This window comes from Thaumasiovibrio clandestinus, assembly GCF_047250365.1.
Lineage (GTDB): Bacteria > Pseudomonadota > Gammaproteobacteria > Enterobacterales > Vibrionaceae > Thaumasiovibrio.
On the sequence record NZ_JBLBVL010000003.1, the window covers coordinates 181,077 to 206,522 of the forward strand.

Annotated in this window: 23 protein-coding genes; 7 read left to right on the forward strand and 16 right to left on the reverse strand. The window is 44.6% G+C overall.

What is annotated here, in order from left to right:
* Positions 1–11: 11 nt before the first annotated feature.
* Entirely contained in the window at positions 12–1,355 is a 1,344-nt protein-coding gene (locus tag ACKLNH_RS06420; RefSeq protein WP_413111661.1) for an efflux RND transporter periplasmic adaptor subunit, read from the forward strand.
* Positions 1,352–4,471: an efflux RND transporter permease subunit gene (locus tag ACKLNH_RS06425; RefSeq protein ID WP_413111427.1), complete on the forward strand. Its 3,120-nt coding sequence runs from the start codon at positions 1,352–1,354 to the stop codon at positions 4,469–4,471. The genes ACKLNH_RS06420 and ACKLNH_RS06425 overlap by 4 nt, the downstream gene beginning before the upstream one ends.
* Before the next feature lie 52 nt (positions 4,472–4,523).
* Here the strand turns inward: ACKLNH_RS06425 and artM are convergent, their stop codons facing one another.
* The 11 genes from artM to ACKLNH_RS06480 form a co-directional block, all read right to left on the reverse strand.
* Positions 4,524–5,195: an arginine ABC transporter permease ArtM gene (gene artM, locus ACKLNH_RS06430; RefSeq protein ID WP_413111428.1), complete on the reverse strand. Its 672-nt coding sequence runs from the start codon at positions 5,193–5,195 to the stop codon at positions 4,524–4,526.
* Complete coding sequence (artQ, locus tag ACKLNH_RS06435; protein WP_413111429.1) at positions 5,192–5,872, reverse strand: arginine ABC transporter permease ArtQ; 681 nt, start codon at positions 5,870–5,872, stop codon at positions 5,192–5,194. Before artQ ends, artM begins: the two co-directional genes overlap by 4 nt.
* 1 nt (position 5,873) lies before the next feature.
* Complete coding sequence (locus ACKLNH_RS06440) at positions 5,874–6,590, reverse strand: transporter substrate-binding domain-containing protein (protein WP_413111430.1); 717 nt, start codon at positions 6,588–6,590, stop codon at positions 5,874–5,876.
* A gap of 18 nt (positions 6,591–6,608) precedes the next feature.
* On the reverse strand, positions 6,609–7,337 hold the full coding sequence (gene artP / locus ACKLNH_RS06445; protein WP_413111431.1) for an arginine ABC transporter ATP-binding protein ArtP: 729 nt from the start codon (positions 7,335–7,337) through the stop codon (positions 6,609–6,611).
* 319 nt (positions 7,338–7,656) lie between these two features.
* Positions 7,657–9,792, reverse strand: coding sequence for a dihydrolipoyl dehydrogenase (gene lpdA / locus ACKLNH_RS06450; protein ID WP_413111432.1), 2,136 nt, complete (start codon positions 9,790–9,792; stop codon positions 7,657–7,659).
* 617 nt (positions 9,793–10,409) lie between these two features.
* Entirely contained in the window at positions 10,410–10,841 is a 432-nt protein-coding gene (locus tag ACKLNH_RS06455) for an META domain-containing protein (RefSeq protein ID WP_413111433.1), read from the reverse strand.
* 216 nt (positions 10,842–11,057) lie between these two features.
* Positions 11,058–11,807, reverse strand: coding sequence for a phosphate ABC transporter ATP-binding protein PstB (gene pstB, locus ACKLNH_RS06460; RefSeq protein ID WP_413111434.1), 750 nt, complete (start codon positions 11,805–11,807; stop codon positions 11,058–11,060).
* Positions 11,808–11,819: 12 nt separating this feature from the next.
* Positions 11,820–12,671 (reverse strand): phosphate ABC transporter permease PstA, encoded by an 852-nt coding sequence (gene pstA / locus ACKLNH_RS06465; RefSeq protein WP_413111435.1) that lies wholly within the window; start codon positions 12,669–12,671, stop codon positions 11,820–11,822.
* Complete coding sequence (gene pstC / locus ACKLNH_RS06470) at positions 12,671–13,585, reverse strand: phosphate ABC transporter permease subunit PstC (protein ID WP_413111436.1); 915 nt, start codon at positions 13,583–13,585, stop codon at positions 12,671–12,673. The genes pstA and pstC overlap by 1 nt, the downstream gene beginning before the upstream one ends.
* Positions 13,586–13,652: 67 nt before the next feature.
* Positions 13,653–14,474 carry a phosphate ABC transporter substrate-binding protein gene (locus ACKLNH_RS06475; RefSeq protein ID WP_413111662.1) on the reverse strand — a complete coding sequence of 274 codons (822 nt, stop codon included), beginning with the start codon at positions 14,472–14,474 and terminating at the stop codon, positions 13,653–13,655.
* Positions 14,475–14,727: 253 nt separating this feature from the next.
* Positions 14,728–15,492 (reverse strand): ParA family protein, encoded by a 765-nt coding sequence (locus ACKLNH_RS06480; RefSeq protein ID WP_413111437.1) that lies wholly within the window; start codon positions 15,490–15,492, stop codon positions 14,728–14,730.
* A gap of 429 nt (positions 15,493–15,921) precedes the next feature.
* On the opposite strand from ACKLNH_RS06480, the gene ACKLNH_RS06485 reads away from it, so the two are divergent.
* The 3 genes from ACKLNH_RS06485 (at position 15,922) to queE (ending at position 17,410) form a co-directional block, all read left to right on the forward strand.
* Entirely contained in the window at positions 15,922–16,128 is a 207-nt protein-coding gene (locus ACKLNH_RS06485) for a hypothetical protein (protein WP_413111438.1), read from the forward strand.
* Positions 16,129–16,358: 230 nt separating this feature from the next.
* Positions 16,359–16,715 carry a 6-carboxytetrahydropterin synthase QueD gene (gene queD, locus ACKLNH_RS06490; protein WP_413111439.1) on the forward strand — a complete coding sequence of 119 codons (357 nt, stop codon included), beginning with the start codon at positions 16,359–16,361 and terminating at the stop codon, positions 16,713–16,715.
* Complete coding sequence (gene queE / locus ACKLNH_RS06495; protein WP_413111440.1) at positions 16,712–17,410, forward strand: 7-carboxy-7-deazaguanine synthase QueE; 699 nt, start codon at positions 16,712–16,714, stop codon at positions 17,408–17,410. Before queD ends, queE begins: the two co-directional genes overlap by 4 nt.
* A 55-nt stretch (positions 17,411–17,465) precedes the next feature.
* Here the strand turns inward: queE and ACKLNH_RS06500 are convergent, their stop codons facing one another.
* The gene (locus ACKLNH_RS06500; RefSeq protein WP_413111441.1) at positions 17,466–18,137 is read right to left on the reverse strand and encodes a DedA family protein; all 672 of its coding nucleotides are present in this window, start codon (positions 18,135–18,137) and stop codon (positions 17,466–17,468) included.
* A gap of 85 nt (positions 18,138–18,222) precedes the next feature.
* Here ACKLNH_RS06500 and ACKLNH_RS06505 point away from each other — a divergent pair, with 85 nt between their 5' ends.
* Complete coding sequence (locus ACKLNH_RS06505) at positions 18,223–18,807, forward strand: DNA-3-methyladenine glycosylase I (RefSeq protein WP_413111442.1); 585 nt, start codon at positions 18,223–18,225, stop codon at positions 18,805–18,807.
* 3 nt (positions 18,808–18,810) lie between these two features.
* On the opposite strand, the gene ACKLNH_RS06510 is transcribed toward ACKLNH_RS06505, so the two are convergent.
* From ACKLNH_RS06510 to ACKLNH_RS06525, 4 genes are read right to left on the reverse strand one after another with little or no spacing between them, the layout of a single operon-like run.
* Positions 18,811–20,397, reverse strand: coding sequence for an ABC transporter ATP-binding protein (locus ACKLNH_RS06510; RefSeq protein ID WP_413111443.1), 1,587 nt, complete (start codon positions 20,395–20,397; stop codon positions 18,811–18,813).
* 9 nt (positions 20,398–20,406) lie between these two features.
* The gene (locus ACKLNH_RS06515) at positions 20,407–21,423 is read right to left on the reverse strand and encodes an ABC transporter permease (RefSeq protein ID WP_413111444.1); all 1,017 of its coding nucleotides are present in this window, start codon (positions 21,421–21,423) and stop codon (positions 20,407–20,409) included.
* 8 nt (positions 21,424–21,431) lie between these two features.
* Positions 21,432–22,523 (reverse strand): microcin C ABC transporter permease YejB, encoded by a 1,092-nt coding sequence (locus tag ACKLNH_RS06520; protein ID WP_413111445.1) that lies wholly within the window; start codon positions 22,521–22,523, stop codon positions 21,432–21,434.
* A gap of 9 nt (positions 22,524–22,532) precedes the next feature.
* Positions 22,533–24,344, reverse strand: coding sequence for an extracellular solute-binding protein (locus ACKLNH_RS06525; RefSeq protein WP_413111446.1), 1,812 nt, complete (start codon positions 24,342–24,344; stop codon positions 22,533–22,535).
* 254 nt (positions 24,345–24,598) lie between these two features.
* On the opposite strand from ACKLNH_RS06525, the gene ACKLNH_RS06530 reads away from it, so the two are divergent.
* Positions 24,599–25,363, forward strand: a complete 765-nt coding sequence (locus tag ACKLNH_RS06530; protein ID WP_413111447.1) for a hypothetical protein — start codon at positions 24,599–24,601, stop codon at positions 25,361–25,363.
* Positions 25,364–25,446: the final 83 nt, after the last annotated feature.

A 25,446-nucleotide genomic window follows, 5' to 3' on the forward strand; every position in this document is an offset into this window, starting at 1 on the left:
TGAGGGCGATGATGAAGAGAAGCGACAAGCTGTTAGTGATTCCAACATTGGTTGTCGGGATAGTGATATTGTTTTTGGCGGTAAAGCTGCGTTCATCTCCAGAGTTAAAACCAGCGGAAAACCGTGGTCGTCTCGTAGAAACCATGTTATTGCAACCTGTGGAGCTAGCGCCGGAGGTGGTGGGTTTTGGTCGTGTTACCCCTAAGGTTGTTTGGCAAGGGATTTCTGAAGTATCAGGAAGGGTGGTGTACAAATCACCACTGTTAGAAAAAGGGCGATTAGTCGATGCAGGTACCGTACTTGTTCGGATTGACCCTCTAGATTATCAATTGAAGCTGGCACAAGCTGAGGCAGATTTACGCTCAGCGCAAGCGCAACTGACTAAGCTGAAGCAAGAAGAGAAAAATGTTAAGCAGCAGCTAGCACTGGAAAAGCAGCGTTTCGTTATTAGTCAGCATGAGCTGGAAAGGAAACAGAACTTATTAGAGCGAGGTTTGCTCTCTCCTTCAGAGGTTGAGCGAGAACAACAAACGGTATTGTCTAGCCAGCGAACGGTGCAAGATCTAGAAAGTCAGTTATTTGTTTTGCCGAGTGAGCGTAAGGTGTTGCAGGCGCAGGCATCGGTTAACCAATCACGTGTTGATGAGGCAAAGCGATCATTGGCCAAGACCGAAATAGTGTTGCCCTATGACGCACGCATCGCAGAGGTCAATATCGAACAAGATCAAGTGGTGAACTTGCAACAGGTGATGATGATTGCACACGGTATCGACGCCGTTGAAATTGTTGCACAAGTCGCAATGCATGATATGGCGATATTGTCCGCGTCGCTTGGTAACCACAGTGAACCCTTTTCGAGCAGTGATAACCTAACCGCGACCGTTGTCTTCACTAGCGGGCAGCTCCATCAAGAGTGGCTAGCGGATGTGTCGCGTATTAGTGAAAGCGTTAATCCTAATCAAGCGACAGTGGGCATTATTTTAGACGTTGAGCAGGATTTACGTCAGGTTCATTCATCACAGGCTCCAGCTTTAGTGAATGGTATGTTTGTTGAAGCGAGATTTAAAGGACGTGCCCAGCCTCACCTTGTTGTGCCGGAAAGCGCGATTCACGGCGATCGGATTTACTTGTATCGCGATGGTAAGTTGGTCATTGAAACAGTGAGAGTTAAGTTTCGTCAACATGGTTTGGTCGCTATTGAGAGTTTGCCGGACGCGGAGATTGGCGTGAAGGAGGGTGATCGGTTAGTGCTAAATGATTTGCTGCCAGCCGTTGAAGGCATGTTGCTGCGTATCGATGCGCCCCAAACATCGTTGGATCGTATCTCAGATGCTAAGGTGAAGGCGGAACAATGATACGTTTTTTCTCTCGCCACCCAACGGCAGCTAATCTATTAATGCTTGGTTTGATTATTATTGGTCTGACGGCATTACCGACACTAAAGCGTGAAACATTTCCGGAGTTCGCGCCGCCTTATATTCTCGCATCAGTGATCTATCCTGGCGCTTCACCGCAAGAAGTTGAGCAGAGTCTCTGTATGCGCATGGAAGACGCCATCGATGGGCTTGCAAATATTGTGGAGTCCCGTTGTGAAGCCGTAGAAGGCTCTGCGTCAATGATTATTAAGTTAACGAGTGCTGATGTTGTCTCCCGAATGCTCGTTGATGTGCAGACCCAAATTGGTGCGATTAACGACTTTCCAAGCCAAGTTGAGTTGCCTATTGTGCGTGAACTGGATTGGAATGAACCTGTCATTGATGTCGCGATTAAAGCTGACATGCCAATGCCTGAGTTAAAAGCCTATGCAGAATCATTGAAACGTACCTTAAAACTAGACTACGGCGTTTCGTTGGTTGATATTAGTGGCTTTTCTGACCATCAATTGCGCGTTGAAATTGATCCTACCGCGCTTCGCCAGTTGGACATGAATACTGGTGACATCGCCAATATAGTTAGCCAACAAAATATCAATTTACCTAGTGGCAATTTGGAGCTGGAAGAGCGCAATTATTTGTTGCGTTTCGATGCCCGCCAAGTTACCCCTGAAACGTTGGGCACGCTAATTGTAGGTGCAGGTAGCGATGGCAGTGTTATCCGGTTGGCAGACATTGCACAAATCACCGATAGGTTTGAACTGGATGAACAGAAAACCCTATTTAATTCTACTCCTTCCGCCATTTTACGGGTAAGTAAAAATAAAGCGGATGATGCGCTGCGTGTTAAAGAGCGCGTGGCAGAGTTTGTTGCTGCAGAGAGTGCATTAGCGCCGCAAGGTGTTGAGCTGGTGTTGACCAATGATCTTTCTTCTATTTTGTGGGACCGCCTCACGATGATGGTGAGAAATGGTGGGCAAGGGGTCATTTTAGTTTTTGCTGTTATGTGGGTGTTTTTTAGTTTTCGCTATTCATTTTGGGTTGCGGCAGGTCTGCCAGTGGCCTTTCTTGGCAGTATGTATTTAATGGCAGCGTTTGGCTTGTCGATCAACATTATGTCGCTGGTGGCTTTGCTGATGGCTATCGGTATTATGATGGATGATGCTATCGTTATTTCTGAATCCATCGCATCGCATATTGATAAGGGGCAGCCGGTCCCTGACGCAGTGCTCAATGGCGTGAAGAAAGTCATGCCAGGGGTGTTATCTTCGTATCTGACGACAATCTGTATTTTTGGCAGTTTGATCTTTATACAGGGTGAAATGGGCGCGGTACTGCGTGTCGTGCCGCAAGTGCTTATTTTAGTGCTGACACTGAGTTTGGTGGAAGCCTTCTTAATTTTGCCTAATCATTTACACCACTCCCTTTCCCATGCGAAGCAAAAGAAAGCGACGTCGACCAAACGTCGGCGAAGCCTTAAAGCGCGCTTTTTGCGTCGGTTTGAGGTCTTTCGCAACTATCAATTTGTCACCATGGTGACCACGGTTGTTCGTTGGCGCTATGGCTTTGTTGGCACGGTGATCGGATTACTCTTTGCTTCTTTTGCGCTGTTAGCGGGGGGGGCGGTCAAGTTTGTTGGTTTTCCTGAGCTGGACGGTGATGTTATTGAAGCTCGAGTTATTTTGCCACCCGGTTCTAGCTTGTCACAAACAGAGAGCGTGGTTTCAGAGTTGGTACAGAGCGCTAAAATCGTTGGACAACGCTTATCTGATAGCGCAGAGCAAGGTCGAGAACTCGTTTTACACATCACTGAACAGTATAACTATAATGCCGATGCAGATGAGCGAGGCCCGCATATCGCGACAGTTCGCCTAGATTTGCTCAGTGCTGAGGTAAGGCATACCCGTATTGATGATTTTGTTGATGCATGGGAAGACGCGACAAGTGATTTATCCATGCCGATAAATTTATCCATTAAGCAGCCAGCAATGGGACCGGGAGGAAAAGATCTTGAGATCCGCATGCAGCATGATGATTTAGACATGTTAAAGTCAGCATCCATTGAGACACAGCAATTTATAAGCTCTTTTAATGGGGTAAGTGGTGTGTTGGATGATATGCGGATGGGTAAACCTGAAATTCGTATCGCACTCAGACCTGGAGCGGAGAGCTTTGGGGTTAATGGGCAGATGATCGCGTCACAATTACGTACAGGCTATTATGGCCAAACGGCGGACGAAATACAGATTGGTCCTGAAAATATCAAAATTCAAGTGATGTTAGCCAAAGATCGTATTGGTGATCTGCAAGCGTTAATGCGTTTTCCTATCGTATTAAATTCCGGTGAGCAAGTGCCTTTGGCGTCTATCGCTACCTTAGATTATCAGCGAAACTATGTACGTATTCAACGTATTGATGGACTGAGAACCTTAACGGTATCTGCAGACGTGCGTCAATCGATAGTCAGTTCCGCAGAAGTGTTACGCGAGTTTCGTCAAGTGCTTCAGCCGCAACTGTTGCAGAATTATCCGGGGTTGCGTTTTAACTTTGAAGGAGCAGCAAAAGATACGGCAGAAACTGGCCAATCGATGGCAACAGGGTTTGCTCTGGGTATCTTCGGCGTTTTTGTTATTCTTAGCTTTCAGTTCCGCAGTTATCTTGAACCCTTCATTGTTTTATTAGCGATTCCTTTAGCCTTGATAGGCGTTTTGTGGGGGCATTGGTTGCTCGGTTACCCATTGAGCATGCCAAGTGTTATGGGGTTTGTTTCTCTTGCGGGGGTGGTGGTGAATGACTCTATTTTGTTGGTTCAATATATAAGGCACCACTTGGATAAGGGAGATGATATTTATGAATCGGTGGTACAGGCAAGTCGTGAACGCTTTCGTGCGGTATTTCTGACATCGTTGACTACTGCTGCTGGGTTGTTACCCCTATTAATGGAAACCAGTCTGCAGGCTCAAGTGATCAAACCAATGGTGATTTCTATTGTGTTTGGTATTTTTACATCAACGTTATTGGTCTTGTTCATGGTTCCGTCGGCCTATGCCATTCTCGGTGATTTTGGCGTAGTGAAACGGCATGATTCATTAACCTAGTGTGTCGCGTGGGATTGTTAATAAAACTGGCTCCGAAGAGCCAGTGTATTGATTATGCTTGTGCTTCAAAAGCCAGAGCCTTGCGTTCAAGCTGGCGAAAGAGGAGTGTTAATAGCCCGTTTACGGCAAGGTAGAAGAGACCTGCAATACCAAACACGGTTATGGTGTCGTAGGTCTGGGCATTAATGCGTTGTGCATACCCCATCAGATCCATGATGGTAATTGTACTGGCTAACGAAGTGCCTTTAAAAACTAAAATGACTTCATTAGAGTAGGCGGGAATTGCACGACGAATCGCATAGGGTAATAGGATTTGCAGTGAGTGTCGTGTACCCATCCCTAACGCTTGGCAGGCTTGCCACTGGTGGTTGGGAATCGCATCGAAGGCGCCTTTAAACAGCAAGGTTGAATAGGCCGCTGTATTTAGAGCTAGCGCAAGCATGGCACAAAACCATGGTTGCATTAACCACGTCCATAAGAAACTTTCTCGGATCAGTTCAAATTGCCCCGGACCATAGTAAACCAAAAATATCTGCACTAAGAGTGGTGTGCCTGTAAATAGGGTGATTATGCCTTTTACGCCCCACGACATCACTGGTGTCTTTAAAATTAAAGCTAATGTAAACAGCAGTGCTAAGATACAGCCAAAAATGAGTGAAAAGACAGTAAGCTCTAGGCTGGTGAGAAGTCCGCTAAATAATTGTCCTAAGTGCTCTTCTTTCATGCGTTTGCCTTTTGTTGTCCGGGCGGTTCAAATTTTACCGATATACGTTTTATCAGTTTCTGGCTGATTAATGTAATGACAAGATAAATGCCGGCAACAGTGGCATACCATGTAAAGCTTTCATGAGTCGCACTAGAAATTAATTGCGCTTGCTTCATCAGATCCGTAACACCAATGAGTGAAACGAGCGCGGTATCTTTCAGTAGCACCAGCCATTGGTTAGTAAGACCAGGCAGTGCGTGGCGCACCGCTTGAGGGAGTACATAACGAAAGAACGCAGATGTCTTACTAAAGCCGAGCGCGTAAGCTGCCTCAGACTGCCCACTCGGCACAGCTTTTAGTGCACCACGAATTGATTGCGAAGCGTAAGCTGCAAAAATCAGTGCTAAGGCAATAACACCAGACCAGAAAGGGTCGATTTCTACAAATTGCCCCGTTAGCAAAAATATTGCGTGCGTGGTACCAAAAAATATAAATAAAACCACTAAAAGTTCAGGTAAGCCACGTAGCATGGTGACGATTAAGGTGGTCGGCCAAGCAATTAGCTTCCATTTGCTGAGTTCACCAGCGGCAAAAAGAAGTGCAAGGCAGAGGCCAACCAACAGTGACACCATGGCGAGCTGGATGGTCACCCAGCCCGCAGAGACTAATGTTAAAGGATAGCCTGATAACTCCATATTAGTTGCCAAAGTACTTAACGAAGATCTCCTCGTAGGTACCATTTGCTTTTACTGCTTCCAGTGCTTGGTTTAGCTGTTTAACTAGCGCTTGGTTGTCTTTATTGACCGCGATACCAAAGCCGTTGCCAAAGTATGCAGTGTCTGTCACAGGCTCGCCAACGTAGCTCAGTTTGTCATTTTTTGGGAACCACTCAGCAACAACGGCAGTGTCACCAAAGATCGCATCGATACGGCCATTTTGCATATCAATGAATGCATCTTGATAGCTACCGTAAGGGACGGCAACGACATCTTTCATTTGTTCTTGTAGATAGCTTTGGTGAGTCGAGCCGTTTTGTACCCCGATACGCTTACCTTCTACGCTGTCAGTGCTGATAGAGACAAAAGCCGCCGCGTTGTCATAGTAAGCATCGGTAAAGGCAACTTGTTCTAGACGTGCCTCGGTAATGTCCATTGCTGAAATCGCAGCATCATAACGTTTAAAACGTAGGGCTGGAATTAGGCTGTCAAACGCTTGATTGTGGAATGAGCAAGTGACTTCTAGCTCGCTACATAGCGCGTTGGCAAGATCGACATCAAAACCTTGGATTTGATTGTTCTCATCCATATATTCGAATGGTGCATATGTCGCTTCCATTACAAATTTGATTTCTTCTTTTGCTGTTGCTGTGGTTGCTGCCAGCCCCAGTACCAATGCCAATACAGTTTTATTCATCTTATATTCCTTGCGTTCTTAGTGAGACAGGTAATCTGCAAATTGCTGGGTTTTCGGATCAGTAAAAGCACGATGATCGCCAAACTCCACAATTTTTCCATTTTCCAAATAGAGAACATGAGAAGCGATTTTTTTAGCAAAATCAACCTCATGTGTCACTACAGCTTGGGTGATGCCAGTGTTGCTCAAATCACGAATAATATTAACAATTTGATTAGTGATTTCCGGGTCAAGTGCTGCTGTTGGTTCATCAAACAGTAATATTTCAGGTCTCATCATTAATGCACGAGCGATGGCAACCCTTTGCTGTTGACCACCTGAAAGCTGCAGTGGCCAAGCATCTGCTTTGTCATTCAGCTGCAGTTTATCCAGCAAAGCTGAGGCCTCTTTTTTTGCTTCTTCAAGTGGTAATTTGAGTACTTTTACTGGCGCTTCAATGAGATTTTGAAGCACTGTTTTGTGAGGCCATAAGTGATATTGTTGAAACACCATACCAACTTTAGTTCTGAGCTGTTGGCCTTGTTGTTCCTTAATGCCGATGGCGAAATCAAATTGATCGTTATTGATGGCTAATTTACCGCTATCAGCATATTCAAGTAGATTCAAAATTCTCAGTAACGAGCTTTTACCTGCTCCACTTGGTCCAAGTAGGACTAAAGTACTGCCAGCTTCGCATTTAAAGCTAATGTTATGTAGAACTTGGTGTTCGCCATAGGATTTATTAATGTCACTTACTTGAATACTCATGCTGATAATCTGCATTGTTAACCGTTGAGTTGATACTACCAATTATGGTTAGTTATGCAAGATAAATGTATAAAAATCGCAGTTAACTGGTTCGATATTGTACAGTTTCTTCAATGTGTAGCGTTTTTGTTGGTCGTGAATAGGGGCGGCGAAACTAACACTTTGAGATTATTTGTTTGCTAAATGATTGAACTAAAGGGATAAGGACGGAAAATTGCAGAAAGAATGGTGAACGCCGTTTAGGTAAAGCGTTCACCATTTGTGGCATAATATGCACTATATGCTGTTGCCTTATTGGTATAAGGAATTGACGGATAACCTAACTTCGTCGCCATGCATGGTAGCGTTTTAAATACCTTAATACGCCTTGCGGTGCATTGGCTTTTTTCCATGCGCCAGCCGTATATTTTACCGCCTCACTCATGGTCGGGTAGGGATGGATAGTACTTAATATTTTATTGAGCCCAAGCCCATGTGTCATCGCGAGAGTAAACTCAGCAAGCAACTCTCCAGCGCGATGCCCAACAATGGTGACCCCGAGGATTTTGTCTTTTCCTTTTGGTGTTATCACTTTTATAAAGCCAACATCTTCACCATCGGTAATAGCTCGGTCGAGATCATCAAGATCAAAACAGATGACATCAACCTCAATGCCCCGCTCCTTTGCTTGTTGTATGCTGATCCCCACACTGGCGAGTTCAGGTGTGGTATAGGTGGCAGCAGGCATCACACGATAGTCCACTTTGAATTTTTTTAGCGCACCGAATAATCCGTTTACTGCGGCATACCAGGCTTGATGAGCGGCGGCATGCGTAAATTGATAAGGACCACACACGTCTCCGACCGCATAAATGTTGGGGTACTTCGTTTGTAGGTAGTCATTTACCATAATGGTCTTTCTGTCTGTGAGTTCAATCCCAAGCTTTTCTAACCCAATGCCATCCACATTGGCTGAACGGCCCAATGCGAGCAGAACGTTATCAAAGTAGATGATACGGGTGTTGCCATTGTGATTTAACTCAACAAATTGCCCTTTATCATCATGACCAAACCGACTGGCTTTATGGTTGGTAAGTAATTGAACGCTATCCTTTTGCATTTGCTTCGCGACTAATGCAGCGGCTTCTGGATCTTCTCGGATCAGAATCTGTTCTGCCATTTCAACCAATGTTACGTCTGAGCCTAAGAGGCTAAAACTCTGCGCTAGTTCGCACCCAATAGGGCCGCCACCTAACACTAACAAACGCTGAGGTTGTTGGCGTAACCCCCATACTGTGTCTGAGGTTAGGTAGTCGATGGTATCCAGTCCTGGAATAGGTGGTACTAAGGGTTTGGCTCCTGTTGCAATAATAATGTTCTTGCTGATTATGCGTTGGTTGTTTACCTCGACTTCCCAAGGTGAGAGTATCGTTGCCTCCCCTTGAATGCAGTCAACGCCAAGACCGCGATAGCGGTCGACTGAGTCGTGAGGCTCAATTTTTGTTATTACTTGCTGTATACGAGACATGATTGCTGCAAAATCAACACTAATGTTTGCGTTATTTATGCCAAACTGTTTGGCCTCTTGGCACGCCCTAAAAGCGTGTGCGGAGCGAATAAGGGCTTTTGACGGGACACAGCCGGTATTCAAACAATCCCCACCCATGCGATGCTTTTCAATCAGTGTAACCTTAGCTTTGACTGCTGCAGCAATATAGGCAGAAACGAGACCGCCTGAACCTGCCCCAATGACAACGATATTGGTGTCATATTGCGCCGGTTTCGTCCATTCGGCATAAACCTTTTTGGTTTTAAGCATAGAGATAACCCGTTTGGCGATTAATGGGAATATGCCGAGTAGAGCAAAGGAGGCGAGGAGGGGAAGAGACAATATGCCAGACAAGGAATCGATTTCTGCCAGTTGGATACCAGCATTAACATAGACCGCCGTTCCAGCCAGCATACCGATTTGACTAACCCAGTAAAAGTCACGGACCTTAAAAGGGGTTAATCCCATCACCAGGTTAACAATGAAAAAGGGAAAGATGGGGATGAGCCGTAGCGTAAATAGATAGAAAGTGCCTTCTTTTTCTATTCCGGCATTGATTGTATCAAGGCGATCGCCAAAACGGTTTTGCACCCAGTCGCGCAGAAGAAAACGACTAAATAGAAAAGCGATGGTGGCACCTATGGTACTCGCGAAGGAGACGATAACTAACCCCCAACCAAACCCAAACAGTGCACCACCTAACAGTGTTAGGATTACTGCACCAGGTAACGATAAGGCTGTAATGATAATATAGACAACAAAGAAACTAAGCCCGGAAATAATGGGTTTATCAGTAATAAAGTGATGTAAATTGTTTTGTTGTAGCTTGGCATTTTCTAGAGTGAATAAGCTACCTAGATCAAATGTTAACCAAAGAAGAAAGAGCAATATCAGTGTAATTAGGAGAGTGAGTTTTTTTGAGCGCATACCGTATCCTTAGCGTTAAAAAAGCAAAGAAGATCTCTTTACATGCTTTGCTGAGATGATGCGTGCTTGCAATGGGTATTTTATACTCATTTGACTAGCTAAAGCTAGGAGGCCGTTGTCTTTATTAGGCTAATGATAAACATTAAATGATAAGAGGTTTAGTGCAATAAAACAGAGAAGGGTAAGTAGGCTTTTGCCTATATGATAATTTCTATACCATATGTTTCGTGCGCGGAGTTTAAGTATACTGCCCCACAGTAGTAATACCATTTGTAGCGTTAACCAAGTAGTGAAAATAAACTCTATCGTACTAAGTGTAAGAAAGCGGGAAAGATCGAGGTTATAGAATATAAAGCTAACTGTCGCACAGGTGAAAACTGAAAAATGAAAAATAGTCGGCCACTTTTTAAACGGGTCGTAAAACAGGTTGTCTCGCTGCCCAGGGAGTTGAGTCGCACTTCGCATGATCATCACTGTTAGTTAGTTCGCACTTTGTGCACAGATACTAAGGCAAAAGGCCGACAATTTCATGACCTATTGATAACTTTGCGACTAGGGTCATGTCATAACAATTTCACATTGTAATTACTTAAAAAAGTTTAGTGTCGTGTCGATTTTTAAAGCTTCCAGTCACTGAGCTCAAACGTAACAGAATGCTCTCCCTTAAGTTGTAATAATTGATCATTAATTATAATCTCACTCCACGAGCCTAACGTTTTCAACATCTTGCTTTCTGTTTGCATCATGCTTTCTGCACAAGCTTTTTTTGTTGAGAGTAGTTGCTCAATCCTGAACTTGTCATCGACGAGCTCTGCTTTACCCATGAAGTTGTTGCAACCGCTGAAGCCATTGCTGTTCATTGCTTCGCCAATTTCTAAGTGGGGGTGATTGAGCTGGTGAGAGGCGTTAACGACTTCACCATCAATCTCAACGAGCTTCCAGTTATGATGCAAGAGATCAGCCTCAGACACGCTGGGAGTCATCGTGGTTGTTGTACAGCCACCGAGTGCAATAAGGCAAGATAGAATAATTGGCTTGGTTGGTATCATGAGTTTGGTTTGTTAGTTGGGGTGTAGTGTTAAGACTCGTATGTTGGATGTAAGTTCCCCTAATGTACGCCAGCCTTCGGCGATATTATGCAAGGCCGCTAATGTAAAAAAAGCCCCCAATCTAGGAAAGGGGGCAAAAATACCATCGCTTATCTTTTTATTGGAATAATCTGGCGAGAGCGATGTTGCTCAATACTGCAAAGCGTTACGAATAAATTAACCAAAGTCACCATTGACGTAGCCAAGAGTACGTTCATCTTGAGGGTTACTAAAGATATTTGCTGTTTCGTCATGTTCGACTAACTCACCCATAAGGAAAAACGCAGTGCGATCTGAGATGCGACGAGCTTGCTGCATTGAGTGGGTCACAATAACAATCGTAAAATCCTTTTTCAGCGTTTCCATGAGATCTTCGATTTTCTTGGTCGCAATTGGGTCGAGGGCCGATGTTGGCTCATCCATTAGAATAACGTCTGGTTGCATCGCAATGGTTCTGGCAATACATAGTCGTTGCTGCTGCCCACCTGAAAGCCCAAATGCATGTGATTTCAAGCGGTCTTTTACTTCATCCCAGAGTGCCGCACCGCGCAGTGATTTCTCGACAACTTCATCTAAGTGTTTTTTGTCTTTTACACCTTGGGCACGCAGGCCATAAGCAATATTGTCATAAATACTCATTGGAAACGGGTTAGGCTTTTGGAATACCATACCGACTTTAATGCGTAGGCGTGAAACGTCGATATTTCCATAGATATCTTCGTTGTCCATGGTTAGCTTGCCAGAGATTTTCACCCCTTCGATGAGGTCATTCATACGGTTAAGGCATCGCAATAGCGTTGACTTACCACAGCCAGACGGACCAATTAGGGCGGTCACTTTTTGTGATGGAATCGGCAATGAAATATGTTTTAGCGCTTGGTTTTCGCCGTAGTATAGGTCTAGGTTTTCAATATCAAATTTGTTCATGGTTAAAGTCTCTTAGTAGGTCGCAGTATTGAATCGGTTCGCAATCAGTTTGGTAATAAGGTTTATCATCAGTACAACAACAATAAGCACTGTTGCCGTCGCATAGGCTTGATGCCACTCATGCACGGTGTAAAGCTCTGTTGTTAACTTGTACAAATGAACGGTTAGCGTACGCCCAGAGTCAAATAGACTGCCGGGAATACGTGCAACCATACCTGCGGTCATAAACACCGGTGCGGATTCTCCGATAACACGACCAATACTAAGGATGACAGAAGTAACAATACCTGGCATTGCACTTGGTAAAATTAACTTCCAGATGGTATAGATTTTTGAAGCCCCTAATGCGTAGGAGCCTTCACGAAACGTTTGTGGCACAGCCATAAGCGCTTCTTCGGTAGTACGAATAATAACTGGCAAAATCAAAATACTCAGCGTCAAAGCACCAGATAGAATGGAGTAGCCAAAGCCCATTACGACGACAAAGAAGGTCATACCGAATAGGCCGTAGATAATCGACGGAATACCCGCCAACGACTCGGTGCAAAAACGGATGATCTTAACGGCTTTACTGCCAACTTTGGCATACTCAGTCAAGTATATCGCCGTCATAATGCCAATAGGTGCGGCAACACCAATTGACGCCACAACCATATAAATAGTTGAAACAATCATCGGCCAAATGCCAGATTCTTGACCAATAGAGGTGTAGTTTGTAGTGATAAACTGCCAATTAACATATGCTAAGCCATTGGACAGAATGTACCAAACCACCCACAACAGAAAGCCAACAGTAATAGAGGCAGCGCCCCAAATGATGGCCAGTGATAATTTATCTCTAAATGAGTTTGATAGCATAGTCATTATCTCGCACGTTCGCGGTTTAGATATAAAAGCGCACCATTAAGCGTCATAATAAACACCAATAGCACAATGCCAGTGGCATATAAGGCGCTGGCGTGAAGGCCTGTTGCGTAAGACATTTCAATCGCAATATTGGCTGTCAGCGTTCGTCCTGAGTCAAGTAAGCCTTGCGGCATCGCTGGCGAGTTACCCATTACCATAATGATGGCCATTGTCTCTCCCAGCGCACGTGCAATTCCCAAAATAACGCCAGTCATGATGCCAGAGCGAGCTGCGGGCACTAATAACTTGAAGATAGTAAACATGTGAGATGCACCTAATGCCAAAGAACCTTCTTTGTACGTACTAGGAACGGCGCGAATTGATGTCTCGGAGACGGTAATGACAGTAGGTAATATCATCACGGCGAGAACAATAATTCCGGCAAGAATGGTGTTACCTGCTGGGACATTAAAGATATTCTGGATTAGTGGGACAATAATCACCAACCCGAAGAATCCGTATACAACCGAAGGAATACCAGCAAGTAGCTCAACAGCGGGGCGGATAAGGTTCGCGAGTCTTTTTGGGGCAACTTCAGCAATGAAGATGGCGGTTAGTACACCAACTGGAACGCCAAGAATAACGGCACCAGCAGTTGATACTAGCGAGGCGACAATCATTGGGGCAATACCGAATAGTGCAGGTGGTAGCCAATCTTGTCCAAAAACAATTCCGGTAAAGCCTGCGGCAGAAAATGCAGCATAGCCCTCACGGAAAATAAAGTATCCAATAAGAATAAGAGAGATAATACCTAGTGCAGCACTAGATAGGAAAAGGTACTTGAAGAAGAGCTCTCTGAGGTCGATTTTCTCATTCGACTTTAGAGATGTCGTGCATCGTAACTGTTCCAGCTTATCGCTTGCGATGGTCATAGTAACTCCAAAAGCCTAAAGGCAAATAACCCGCCCAAACTTGAGCGGGTCAAAAATAGACAGCGATTTAGTTAACAGCGATGTAACCTTTGTTTGAAACTAAAACTTGAGCTTCAGGCGTTAGTGTCCAGTCAATGAAACTTTTTGCTGAGTCATTGACTAGAGAATTTTTGTATAGCACCAAGAATGGACGCTGTACTTTGTAGTCACCAGCGTTGATGCTTTCAACTGATGGGTAAACACCGTCAACTTCTACGGCTGTTAGCGTGTCATCAACAGTACCTAGCGAGATATAGCCGATAGCGAATGGGTTGTTTGCTACCATGGTTTTTAGCTGACCGTTGCCAGAAGCAACTTGTGCACGAGGAGAAATTGCACTTACAGTTTGATCTTTGATTTTTTTCGTTAGGCCCATGATGTCTTCAAAAGCACCACGTGTGCCTGATGCGGTATCACGAGTGATTGCAACGATTGGCTTATCTTCGCCACCGACTTCTTTCCAGTTTGTGATTTCGCCTTTGAAGATCTTAGTGATGTCAGCTTTATCTAAAGCTTTCACTGAATTAGAGTTATGAATAACGACAGCGATGCCATCACGTGCCACAACGATTTCTTGTAGGTCAGCTGATTTTTCAGAGTCTTTTAAGTTACGAGAGCTCATTCCTAAATCAGCAGAGCCGTCATTTGCAGCACGAACACCAGCAGAAGAACCAGGTCCTTGAACTTCTACAAATACGCTTGGGTTCGCTTGGGCGTAGGTTTCACCGAAGACTTCCATCAGAGGAGACACTGAGCTAGAGCCAACAACTGAGATGGTTTCGTTCGCGATAGCTGGGGTAATTGCCATTGAAGCTGCTAGTGCTAGTGCGCTGATAACCTTAGTTTTCATCATTATATCCTTTAACGTCTGGCGTTATTGCCAAGAACTTATCTAAGTGAACAAGGCTAAGATTAGGTAAGTAATGTGACACTAATGTTTCACAAAATTGAAGACTGTGTGACGGTAATCGGTGGTAATAAGCCTTTTCAGTATAAGTATCTGATAATTTAAGGTTTATTGGTTTTGTGACAGAGTGGAGACTAGTGGGAAGTGTGAGAGATACAGACTTAAGTGTATCTCTCACGGACTCATCGTATGACTTTTAAACTAATTGTTGGGCGATGTCATGAAGTGCCTGCGTTAGTTTATGCTTCGGCGCACTTTGAGTCAGGGGCTTACGTTGATAATGGGATTCTTTCATTTTTATTGAAGTCGGGATATAGGGTTGTAGTACCGGAATATTGAGGTGCTGCAATTCATCCACTATTATTGACGGATGCTTCGCTTGAGCGTTAAACATGTTGACGATAATCCCTTCTAAGATCAGATTGGGGTTATGATCTTCTCGCAGCTCGGTCACATTGTTGAGTAGCGTAATGAGCGCTTGCTGGGAAAAACTATCACAGTCAAAGGGGATAAGTAGTTTACTGCTAGCAATAAGCGCAGACTTGGTATAAAAGTTAAAATTAGGTGGAGTATCAATAAAGATTTGCTCGAACTCTTGTTCTAACTCTCTGATCACATCGCGCAATTTATATATTTTATAGCGTCGCTCGAGTTCATTTTCGATTTCTTCGAGTTTAGGGCTAGCTGGAATGAGAAAAAGGTTCTCTATTTGAGTTGCTTGAGGGTAGTGCATGATGGGTGTTGCCATTGAGAACCAGCCAGCGGTTTGATTGAGTAGATCAGCGATCGTCAGCTTTTGATTGCTATCATGGTCATAACCCAAATAATGGCTAGCATTTCCTTGTACATCTAAGTCGATTAATAACGTTTTTTTTCCTAACTGAGCAGAAATAGCCGCTAAGTTGCAACTAATGCTCGATTTTCCCACGCCACCTTTTTGGTTGAATATTACTCTAGCCATATTTATTACCCCTTAGTATGCAGCACGTTTCACAATAACTAAATTGAGAAGGAACAGCAAGTTAGATTATGGGTTTTGTAATGAAGGTTAATGAAGAAGTTTTTTTTGTGATCATTGTAGCAAGCGTGTAATTGAGTTGTTTCGTCTTTGTTTTTTTGGATTGTTGGTTAAATTATTGTATTGGTCAGTGAGTCGTCGAATGAGCGATTTCTCATAGATGTTTTTTTTGCGTAAAATTATGGGGTTATCACATTGGCATTGCAAATGAGTGATGGCGCAGTAATAATCCGTAGCATATTCTCCTGTAATTGGATGTGTTAGTCATAATAATTCGCGGTAATTATTAATGCTAGGGGTTGCTAAAGGGAGACGAGCTGGCTATAAATATCTACACAACATAAGAAAAATAGTACTAATGGTTAGGTGAATATGTTTAAGTGTGAAATTGACTGCCACAATGGGAAAAAAAGTTTTGCTGATGTAGAGACTGCTATTGGCTATGTTTCGGAGATTTTGATCCCAGATCATAGCATGGAGTTCCATCAGGCTAATATCTCAATTAATCGGCATGATCGTATTAGAGACTATGTTTATTCAGATGCGGAAAACTTACTAGAGGACTTGATGAACTTGTAGGTGGACGTGGATGATTCATTGATAGAAAAGCGGGCGATTGTTCGCTTTTTTTGTTTTGAACACGGGGCAGTATATGGTGTGCACAAATTTATTGTGCTAGATTGTGCACCGCTTTTATAGCCCTGTCGTAGCACCAGGTAAAAAACACCCAATGGTTGATTTAATATCAATTCGATTGTTGCTGTGAGTATTGTGCTGCATTGTTTATTTACATTAGGAAGCAATGCATTATGTTCCGTATCAAAAAATCCTTTTCTTTTTCAGCTTCGCATCAATTGCACGGCTTGCCTCAGTCGCACCCGTGTACACGATTACATGGTCATAACTATGAAGTCATCGTAGAGCTGGCATCTGATACGCTAAACGAAACCGGTTTTGTTCGAGATTACCGCGAGTTAAGTGAGTTCAAATGCTATATTGACGATGCTATTGATCACCGCCATTTAAACGATGTTCTTGGCGAAGATAATACGACCGCAGAACGTCTAGCCCAGCACTTTTACGAGTGGTGTCACTCGCGTTGGCCAGAAATTAGTGCGGTGGCCGTGTCTGAAACGCCAAAAACTTGGGCAGAATACCGTCCATGATTGAAATATCCGAAATATTTGGTCCCACTATTCAGGGGGAAGGGGCTTTGATTGGCATGCCAACGGTGTTTGTTCGCACTGGAGGGTGTGATTTTCGTTGTAGTTGGTGTGATACCTTGCATGCTGTTGAGCGTAAAAACCGTCATTTGTGGCACCCGATGAGTGCAGAGGCAATATTTTCACGTATCGAGGCATTAACTGAGCATACACCAATGTTGGTTACCCTATCAGGTGGTAATCCGGCAACTCAAGATCTATCAACCTTAATTGCCCTGGGTAAAGAACGCGGCTATCAGTTTGCAATGGAAACCCAGGGAAGTGTGTCAGCGCCTTGGTTTTCGGCGTTAGATTATCTAACGTTAAGCCCAAAGCCGCCTTCGTCTAAAATGCGTTTTGACGCTCTCCGTTTTGATGGTGTGATATTGTCTGCACAGCAGGGGCCAGAGATCAGCATGAAAATTGTGATTGCTGATGATCAAGACTTTGAGTGGGCGGGGCAAATGCGAGAACACTACCCACAACTTCCACTCTACTTGCAGGCATGTAATCTAGACGTAGAGGGTGAACCAGAACAAGATAAATTGGCTGAGCAAATGCGCCAACTGGTTGATAAAGTCATCGCAAAAAAATGGTTCAATGTGCGAGTGTTACCACAGTTACATGTCTATTTGTGGGGTAATGCCACCGGCGTTTAAATATGCAGTAACAACTAACAACCGACCATGAGGTAGTGGTCGGTTTTTTAGCGTATTAAGATTGTTTGATAATGCGGTAACCTGTCGCTGAAATTGCGCCAATAAAGAGCAGTAGTGGCACTGTGATAGCCAGTTTTGTAACTAATTCAGCATTGTTGGCGAATAAGTTAGTAGTGACAAAAAACGCGCCAATCATTCCTAAACAAACAGCCCACAAAAACGCACTCAGAAAACTGACTATGGCAAATCGCTGCCGATTCACGTTGGACGCACCCATTAACATTGGAGTGAGGGCGCGAACGAAGGGAATGAAGCGGGCCAAGAACATAGCGAATGTTCCGTGCTTTTCGAATAACATTTTGGCTTTTGGCAATGTGTCATCAGGTAAGGCTTTCTCTATCTTTTTCATAAAGCGAGTGCCCTTAAGCCAGCGACCCTGCTCATAAGCAAATAGGCCACCCAGTCCAGCGGCTATCGGTAAATAGACGAGCGTCACTTCAGGCCCAATCACACCAAGTCCAAAAAGCCCACCTCCGAGTATGACTAAACTGTCTCCCGGAAGAGGTAGAAACACAAAGCTATTTTCAAGTAAGAGAATTCCGAATAAACACAGAATAAGCAGGCCAATTTGGTTGGCGCTGAGCAAATACTCGTAGTTCATATCCCATAAGGCAGAGAAAAGGTCTAGCATAGTAATGTACCGGGTTGAGGAGACATTGCTAAACATATCAATTATCTTGTGTGTAGAAATGTAGAAGGTATGTCTAATATCAGAGTTTCATTTCAAAAAGTGACAAGTGTTAGGAGTGTAAATGAGACAGTTAAATCGTTGTGGGTGGCTTGATTGCAATAAGCCTGATTATGTTATTTACCATGATGAAGAGTGGGGAGTGCCTGAATATGATGACCAACGTCTATTTGAACTTTTAACGCTAGAGTCAGCACAAGCAGGTCTAAGTTGGTACACCATACTTAAAAAGCGCGAAAATTATCGTCAGGCCTTCCATTTTTTCGAGGTGGATAAAGTGGCAGCAATGACAGAGGACGATGTGCTGCGGCTATTACAGGATGCAGGGATTGTACGTCACCGCGCAAAAATAGAAGCTGCAATTAATAATGCACGGAGATTTATAGCGATACAAACAGAGTTTGGTAGTTTTGCTCAATATATGTGGGCATTTGTTGATGGGAAGCCGATTAATAACTGCTATCCGTCGCTAGATAAGGTTCCAACCACGACCCCGTTGGCGGAAAGAATGGCCAAAGACTTAAAGAAGCGCGGATTTAAATTTCTTGGTCCGACGACAGTCTATTCCTTTATGCAGGCCAACGGTATGGTAAATGACCATACCACTGACTGTTTTCGCCATGTTGAAGTTAGCGCAGATAAGGCTTAGTTGTTAGGCGTAAGCGGTACGTAATAACGTTTGAGTATACGTTGTCTCAGCGTGCGAAAAGACTTGCGCTACTTCACCTTGCTCGACGACGTGACCCTCGCGCATAACGATAACGCGATGGCAGAGTGAACGAACCACCTTAAGATCATGGCTGATAAAGATATAACTCAGTTGGTATTTTTCCTGTAGCTGCTTTAACAATGACAGCACTTGATATTGCACAGAGCGGTCTAAGGAGGACGTTGGCTCATCCAAAATCAATAGTTCGGGTTGCAGGATTATCGCTCTGGCGATAGCGATGCGCTGACGCTGTCCGCCTGAAAATTCATTTGGGTAACGGTGGCGTAGCGTCGGGTCCAGTCCGACTTCTTCCATTACTTTGATAATCAGTGTTTCAATGTCGGCGTCTGTGTGCGCTTGATGGACGGTTAAGCCTTCGCCAATGATTTGTGATACAGACATGCGTGGGCTTAGGCTACCAAATGGGTCTTGAAATACCACTTGGATTTTACTTCGATAGGGCAACATTGCTTGACGGTCTAAATGGTCGATGCGGTCGCCATCAAATGTGATGGTGCCTTTGCTGTTGACGAGACGTAAAATAGCGTTGGCAGCCGTAGACTTGCCACTACCACTTTCTCCAACAATGCCCAACGTCTCTCCGCGTCTTAGGGTAAAGTTGATACCATCAACGGCTTTGAAATGATCAACGGTACGCTTAAATATCCCTTTTTGGATTGGAAACCACACTTTTAGGTCATCGACGACCAATATGTCATGTGGCTCAGGAAGCCCCACGGCTTCCCCGTCAGGTTCTGCATCTAACAAGCGACGTGTATAAGGGTGTTTCGGGGCGGTAAATAGAGTATCAGCGGGTGCTGTCTCGACAATACTGCCGTTTTCCATCACAGCGATGCGATCCGCAACGCGTTTTACTACGTTAAAGTCATGTGTGATGAACAAAATGGCCATGCCCATCTCTTTTTGCAGGTGTTTAATCAATTTAATGATCTGATCTTGTACTGTTACGTCAAGAGCAGTGGTTGGTTCGTCAGCAATCAGTAGCTCGGGTTCATTGATCAACGCCATTGCGATCATCACCCTTTGCTGCTCTCCGCCGGAAAGCTCATGCGGGTAGGCTTTCATTTTTCCTTCTGGATTGCGGATATCGACCCTTTTCAACCAGTCAAATACTTTTTGATAGGCCTCTTTCTTAGGCATGCCTTGGTGGATTTCTAATACTTCAGCCAGTTGTTTCTCTATGGTATGCAGGGGGTTCAGGCTCATCATTGGCTCTTGGAATATCACGCCAATTTTATTGCCACGTAGATGGCGCAAGTCGCGATCAGACATTGTTAGGGTATCTTCACCATCGAACAATATCTGCCCTGCAGGGTATTGGGCTTGTGGTGAGGGCAAAAGGCGCAAAATTGACATGGCAGTGACGGATTTGCCACTACCACTTTCTCCGACTAGTGCCAACGTTTCTCCTGCATCAATATGTAGCGAGACATTGTTAATAACAGCACTATATTCATCGCCCTTCTTAAATCCGGCACTGAGTTCTTCTATTGTGAGAAGGTGTGACATTTCGACTCCTTAATATCCACGGCGCGGGTCAAGTGCATCACGAACACCTTCACCAATAAAGACCAACAAACTTAGCATGATAGAGAGAACCAAAAAGGCAGAGAGACCAAGCCAAGGCGCTTGCAGGTTGTTTTTCCCTTGGGCAAGTAATTCACCAAGAGAAGGGGACCCAACAGGGAGACCAAAGCCAAGGAAGTCCAGCGAGGTCAGTGTGGTGATAGAGCCACTCAAAATGAACGGCATGAAAGTTAACGTTGCCACCAGTGCGTTAGGTAGAATATGGCGCGACATAATGGTGCGATCATTTACCCCCAATGCTCTGGCTGCCGTCACGTAAGCGAAGTTACGGCCACGAAGAAACTCAGCCCGGACCAACCCGACTAAGGCCATCCAACTAAAGAGCAGGGTGATCAATAATAGCCACCAAAAGTTGGGTTGTACGACACTGGCAAGAATGATCAACATAAACAGCTGTGGCATACCGCTCCACACTTCAATGAATCGTTGCCCGAACAGATCTATTTTCCCCCCGTAATAACCTTGAACGGCACCAATGGCCACACCAATGATGCTAGAGCAGATGCTCAAGGTTAGCCCGAATAGAACCGAAACCCTAAAGCCATAAATTAAGCGCGCAAAAACATCCCGGCCCTTATCATCAGTACCAAGCCAGTTTTCTTGGGTTGGACGAAATGGCGCAGGCCCAGGTAACGCATAATTGATGGTTTGGTAGGAGTAGCGAATCGGCGGCCAGATTTGCCAGCCATCACTATCAATCAGATCTTGTACATAGGGGTCGCGGTAAACGGCTTCGGTTTCAAATTCCCCCCCAAAAGCCGTTTCTGGGTAAGAGACCCAAATAGGGAAATAGAAGCTGTTGTCATAACGGACGAGGATGGGTTTGTCGTTAGCCAATATTTCTGCAAATAGGCTTAGAACAAACAGCACGCTAAAGATCCAGAACGACCACAGACCACGGCGGTTGGCTTTAAAACGCGCGAGTCTTTCTTGTTGTAACGGCGTCATAATTGCTCCTATCTGTGCTCAAAGTCAATACGAGGGTCGACCAGCGTATATGTTAAATCGCTGATAATGCTTAGAACGAGGCCGAGTAAGGTGAAGATATAGAGGCTTGCAAAGATAACGGGATAGTCCCTTTGTATGGTTGCTTCAAAACCGAGTAGCCCCAAGCCTTCTAATGAGAAAATAACTTCAATCAACATTGAACCGGTAAAAAATATGCCGATAAAGGCCGCCGGAAAACCCGCGATAATGATCAACATCGCGTTACGGAAAACGTGACCGTAAAGAACGCTTTTTTCTGATTGCCCTTTGGCGCGCGCCGTTCGTACATACTGCTTATGGATTTCATCCAAAAAGCTGTTTTTTGTCAGTAGTGTTAAAGAGGCAAATCCACCGATAACCATGGCAGTGACTGGCAGGATCATGTGCCAGAGGTAGTCAACAACCTTGCCAAATGTCGATAACGTGTCCCAATCATCAGAAACAAGGCCACGTAGAGGGAACCAGTCAAAGTAGGATCCACCAGCAAACAAAATCACCAGCAGTATGGCAAATAAAAAGCTGGGAATAGCATTGCCTACGATAACCGCGGCACTGGTCCAAATATCAAACTTACTGTTATGCATTAGCGCCTTTCTGATGCCCAAGGGGATGGAGACCAGATAGATAATTAGCGTCGTCCATAAACCGAGCGAGATAGAAACCGGCAACCTGTCTTTGATTAAGTCAATAACGCTGCTGCCTCTAAATAAGCTGTCACCAAAATCAAAGCGTGCATAGTCCCAAAGCATCTTAAAGTAACGTTCGTGCATTGGCTTATCAAAACCAAAACGCTTCTCTATTTCAGCGATCACTTCAGGATCAAGCCCACGAGAGCCACGATAAAGGCTCTGATCATCTTGCGATTTCAGTTGTTGGCTGGGGTTATCACCAGATGATCCGGTAAAGCGTTCGCTAAAGCCGTCAGCCGTGCCTTCCATTTGTGCAATGGCTTGATCCACTGGCCCACCGGGGGCAATTTGTATAATAAAAAAGTTAAGAGTAATGATTGCCCAAAGCGTCGGAATGACCAACAGCAAACGGCGAATAATATAAGCTGTCATGCGCTCTCCTTATTGAACTTGCGTTGACCACCAGGTATCGAGCCCGAGCGCATAATCAGCGCGAAGCGATGGCCGAGCAAACTTGTCCCAATAGGCAACCCAAAACGCATTCAGGTGCCACTTGGGAATAACAAAAAAATTCCATTGCAATACGCGATCGAGTGCAGGACCTAGCGCGGCCAGTGCTTCACCATCACCTTGCGACTCGGCAATGGTCATGGTGAGACTGTCGATAATTGGGTCTTGTACGCCTGCTGCGTTGTAGGTTGAATCGATGTAATTGGAGTGCCAAACGATGGTTAAACTGCCATCGGGGTAACGGTTGGCGTTGAAGCCACGATCGATCATGTCGTAGTCACGACTGCGCATACGGTTTACAAATTGGGCAGAGTCAACCATGCGAATGCGCATATCGATCCCGAGACGGCGTAAATTGGCTTGAAATGGGAGCGCGGTACGCTCTTGATCTGGCGTCGAAATCATCAGTTCAAATTGAAAATACTGCCCAGTATCCTGATGTACCAGTTGCTGATTTTGAATCACCCATCCAGCGTCTTCTAAGAGATATTTCGCTTTGAGCAAGTTATTCCTGATCAGCCCATCACCATCAGATATCGGCGGATTATACGTCTCTGTAAATAAGCGTGGGGGAAGCTGGTCAATAAATGGTGCAAGGTAATCTAACTCTGCGTCATTTGGCAGCCCTTTAGCCTCATAGGGGCTACTTTGAAAATAACTTCTATTTCTGCTGTATTGGCCATAAAAGAGGGCTTTATTCATCCATTCAAAATCAAAGGCGTAAGCGAGTGCCTCGCGGACTTTGGCATCTTGGAAAAGCGTGCGTTCGGTATTGAACACCAAGGCAGACATGGCTTGCGGAATGGAGTGTGGGATGGTTTCAGTGATGATATCGCCACGTTCAAATGGCGGTCCTTGATAAAGTGTGGCCCAGTTCTTCGCCGAGGACTCGGAGCGAAAATCATATTCACCTGCTTTGAACGCTTCTAATGCGACATTGCTATCGCGATAGTAGTCATAAATGATTTGCTGAAAGTTATATCGGCCCTTGTTAACGGGAAGATCTTTTGCCCAGTAGTTATCAACGAGCTGATAGGTGACCTGTTGCCCGAGCTTATAATCAGCAATGTAGTATGCTCCACTGCCAATCGGGGGAGTAATGGCGGGTTCGCTAAAGTCTTTACCTGCCCAGTAATGGGAAGGCAGGACGGGAAGGGTGAGTAGGCCGAATAATTTCTCTTTATCGGGCTCTTGTAATGTGATGATGAGTCGATGCGCATGTTCGGCTGTAACGCGTATATCTTCATAGTACTTTCGAAACTGTGGTACGCCTTCGGTCATAAACTTATCAAAGCTAAACACAAAGTCATCCGCGGTGATAGGTATATCATCATGAAAACGCGCAGAGGGGTTGATGTCGACCGCAATCCAATCCCAACTGTCACTGTACTCGGCTTGGGTCGCAATGAGGGGGTAGTAGACTCCGAGCTCATCCTCAGATGCCAAAAATAAGGCATCATAAAGCTCACCACTGCGGCTGGCGGCGACACCCCGAGAGGCATAGCGATTAAAATTGTCAAAGGTACCAATGGTGGCAAGTTTAATAGTGCCTCCCTTTGGTGCCTCTGGATTAACGTAATTAAAGTGGTCAAAGTCAGCGTGATATTTGGGCTCCGTGTGCATGGATAGCGCATGACTGATCACGGTATGGTCAGGTTTTTCAATAATGGGCGCGGCGCTATCTGCTGCATAAGAGATAAAAGGTGCCATTAGGCTGAAGATGGCCAGCACGATGTACTTCATTTGCTATCCCTGTATTAATTTAAGATGTGTGCTTAACATTAACTATACGACTAAATGTAGTTCACTTTCTAGTAAGCTGTTGTATTTATTCTATTACTTTACGGCTTCATTTGGGGTTTTATTGCGGTGTAGGGTGAGTGGTTTTACGTAGTCAAAAGGGCGGGTAGAGAAGGCGCGACAAAACCACCTTGTGTTGACACATAGTGTGGTGAAATGAAGTAAACTTAGTGGGAATAGATTGTAGTGAGAGCATTATGCGTTTTTTTATTTCTTTCTTAATGGTAGTGGCCCTGACGGGGTGTCAGATAGAGATTTCATCAGGAAATGATTGTCGTCGCACAACCGACAAATACTCGGGTTACCGTGTTGATGTGTATCAGCGTTATTTTAGTAGTACCCGTATAGAAAACGGGTATGACTCATCTAGAGGCTTTCTTAAACACTATACCTGTGGGCCGGCCAATTACCGCTTAACATCAAGTGTGGAGCGTTATGAGTACTATCGCCATGGCAGTCCTTATCGCGGTTATGCTGATTTAACGGACATCGAGTTTAGCCGTGATTCATCTGGGCAAGCCTTATTTAAAACAAACACTTTGTTACAAAGTTCGAATGAAGCCTGGGTTCAAGATGAAGGGCGCGTGAAAGGAAAAGAGCTGACCACTCGTCGTTGGTATAAAGCGCGCTTTAGTGGTGGTGTGGTTCGAAGCGGTATGGTGGTCGTCAGTGATGAGAATAGCGACGAAGTATGGTCCGAAGCGACCTTCGTGCAGGGTAATAGCGAATTGGCTAAACAGAAGAACTATAACTCGAATACACAACAATACGACTGCGCTTGGTTAGAAAATGGTGTGGTTTTAGGTGCCGATTTAGGGTGTGCTGAAGAAGTGAATTTTGATGATATATATTTGAATACGCAAGTCGAGCTAGATGGCTACATTGGTAGTTTTCAAACAGATAAAACTGTCAGCTATTCCGTTGATAGTGACTGGTATTACAGAAAATTACAAATAAGGTAGCTTCATTGCCCAAAATAGATAAACCTCTCGTTTTTATACTTTTTTACTATAAAATGACATCCATTGTTTAGTCCTTAAGACTA

Coding starts and splice junctions, on each gene's coding strand:
- ACKLNH_RS06420 (WP_413111661.1), top strand. CDS start 12: ATGAAGAGAAGCGACAAGCTGTTAGTGATTCCAACATTGGTTGTCGGG.
- ACKLNH_RS06425 (WP_413111427.1), top strand. CDS start 1,352: ATGATACGTTTTTTCTCTCGCCACCCAACGGCAGCTAATCTATTAATG.
- artM (WP_413111428.1), bottom strand. CDS start 5,195: ATGAAAGAAGAGCACTTAGGACAATTATTTAGCGGACTTCTCACCAGC.
- artQ (WP_413111429.1), bottom strand. CDS start 5,872: ATGGAGTTATCAGGCTATCCTTTAACATTAGTCTCTGCGGGCTGGGTG.
- ACKLNH_RS06440 (WP_413111430.1), bottom strand. CDS start 6,590: ATGAATAAAACTGTATTGGCATTGGTACTGGGGCTGGCAGCAACCACA.
- artP (WP_413111431.1), bottom strand. CDS start 7,337: ATGAGTATTCAAGTAAGTGACATTAATAAATCCTATGGCGAACACCAA.
- lpdA (WP_413111432.1), bottom strand. CDS start 9,792: ATGCGCTCAAAAAAACTCACTCTCCTAATTACACTGATATTGCTCTTT.
- ACKLNH_RS06455 (WP_413111433.1), bottom strand. CDS start 10,841: ATGATACCAACCAAGCCAATTATTCTATCTTGCCTTATTGCACTCGGT.
- pstB (WP_413111434.1), bottom strand. CDS start 11,807: ATGAACAAATTTGATATTGAAAACCTAGACCTATACTACGGCGAAAAC.
- pstA (WP_413111435.1), bottom strand. CDS start 12,671: ATGACTATGCTATCAAACTCATTTAGAGATAAATTATCACTGGCCATC.
- pstC (WP_413111436.1), bottom strand. CDS start 13,585: ATGACCATCGCAAGCGATAAGCTGGAACAGTTACGATGCACGACATCT.
- ACKLNH_RS06475 (WP_413111662.1), bottom strand. CDS start 14,474: ATGAAAACTAAGGTTATCAGCGCACTAGCACTAGCAGCTTCAATGGCA.
- ACKLNH_RS06480 (WP_413111437.1), bottom strand. CDS start 15,492: ATGGCTAGAGTAATATTCAACCAAAAAGGTGGCGTGGGAAAATCGAGC.
- ACKLNH_RS06485 (WP_413111438.1), top strand. CDS start 15,922: ATGTTTAAGTGTGAAATTGACTGCCACAATGGGAAAAAAAGTTTTGCT.
- queD (WP_413111439.1), top strand. CDS start 16,359: ATGTTCCGTATCAAAAAATCCTTTTCTTTTTCAGCTTCGCATCAATTG.
- queE (WP_413111440.1), top strand. CDS start 16,712: ATGATTGAAATATCCGAAATATTTGGTCCCACTATTCAGGGGGAAGGG.
- ACKLNH_RS06500 (WP_413111441.1), bottom strand. CDS start 18,137: ATGTTTAGCAATGTCTCCTCAACCCGGTACATTACTATGCTAGACCTT.
- ACKLNH_RS06505 (WP_413111442.1), top strand. CDS start 18,223: ATGAGACAGTTAAATCGTTGTGGGTGGCTTGATTGCAATAAGCCTGAT.
- ACKLNH_RS06510 (WP_413111443.1), bottom strand. CDS start 20,397: ATGTCACACCTTCTCACAATAGAAGAACTCAGTGCCGGATTTAAGAAG.
- ACKLNH_RS06515 (WP_413111444.1), bottom strand. CDS start 21,423: ATGACGCCGTTACAACAAGAAAGACTCGCGCGTTTTAAAGCCAACCGC.
- ACKLNH_RS06520 (WP_413111445.1), bottom strand. CDS start 22,523: ATGACAGCTTATATTATTCGCCGTTTGCTGTTGGTCATTCCGACGCTT.
- ACKLNH_RS06525 (WP_413111446.1), bottom strand. CDS start 24,344: ATGAAGTACATCGTGCTGGCCATCTTCAGCCTAATGGCACCTTTTATC.
- ACKLNH_RS06530 (WP_413111447.1), top strand. CDS start 24,599: ATGCGTTTTTTTATTTCTTTCTTAATGGTAGTGGCCCTGACGGGGTGT.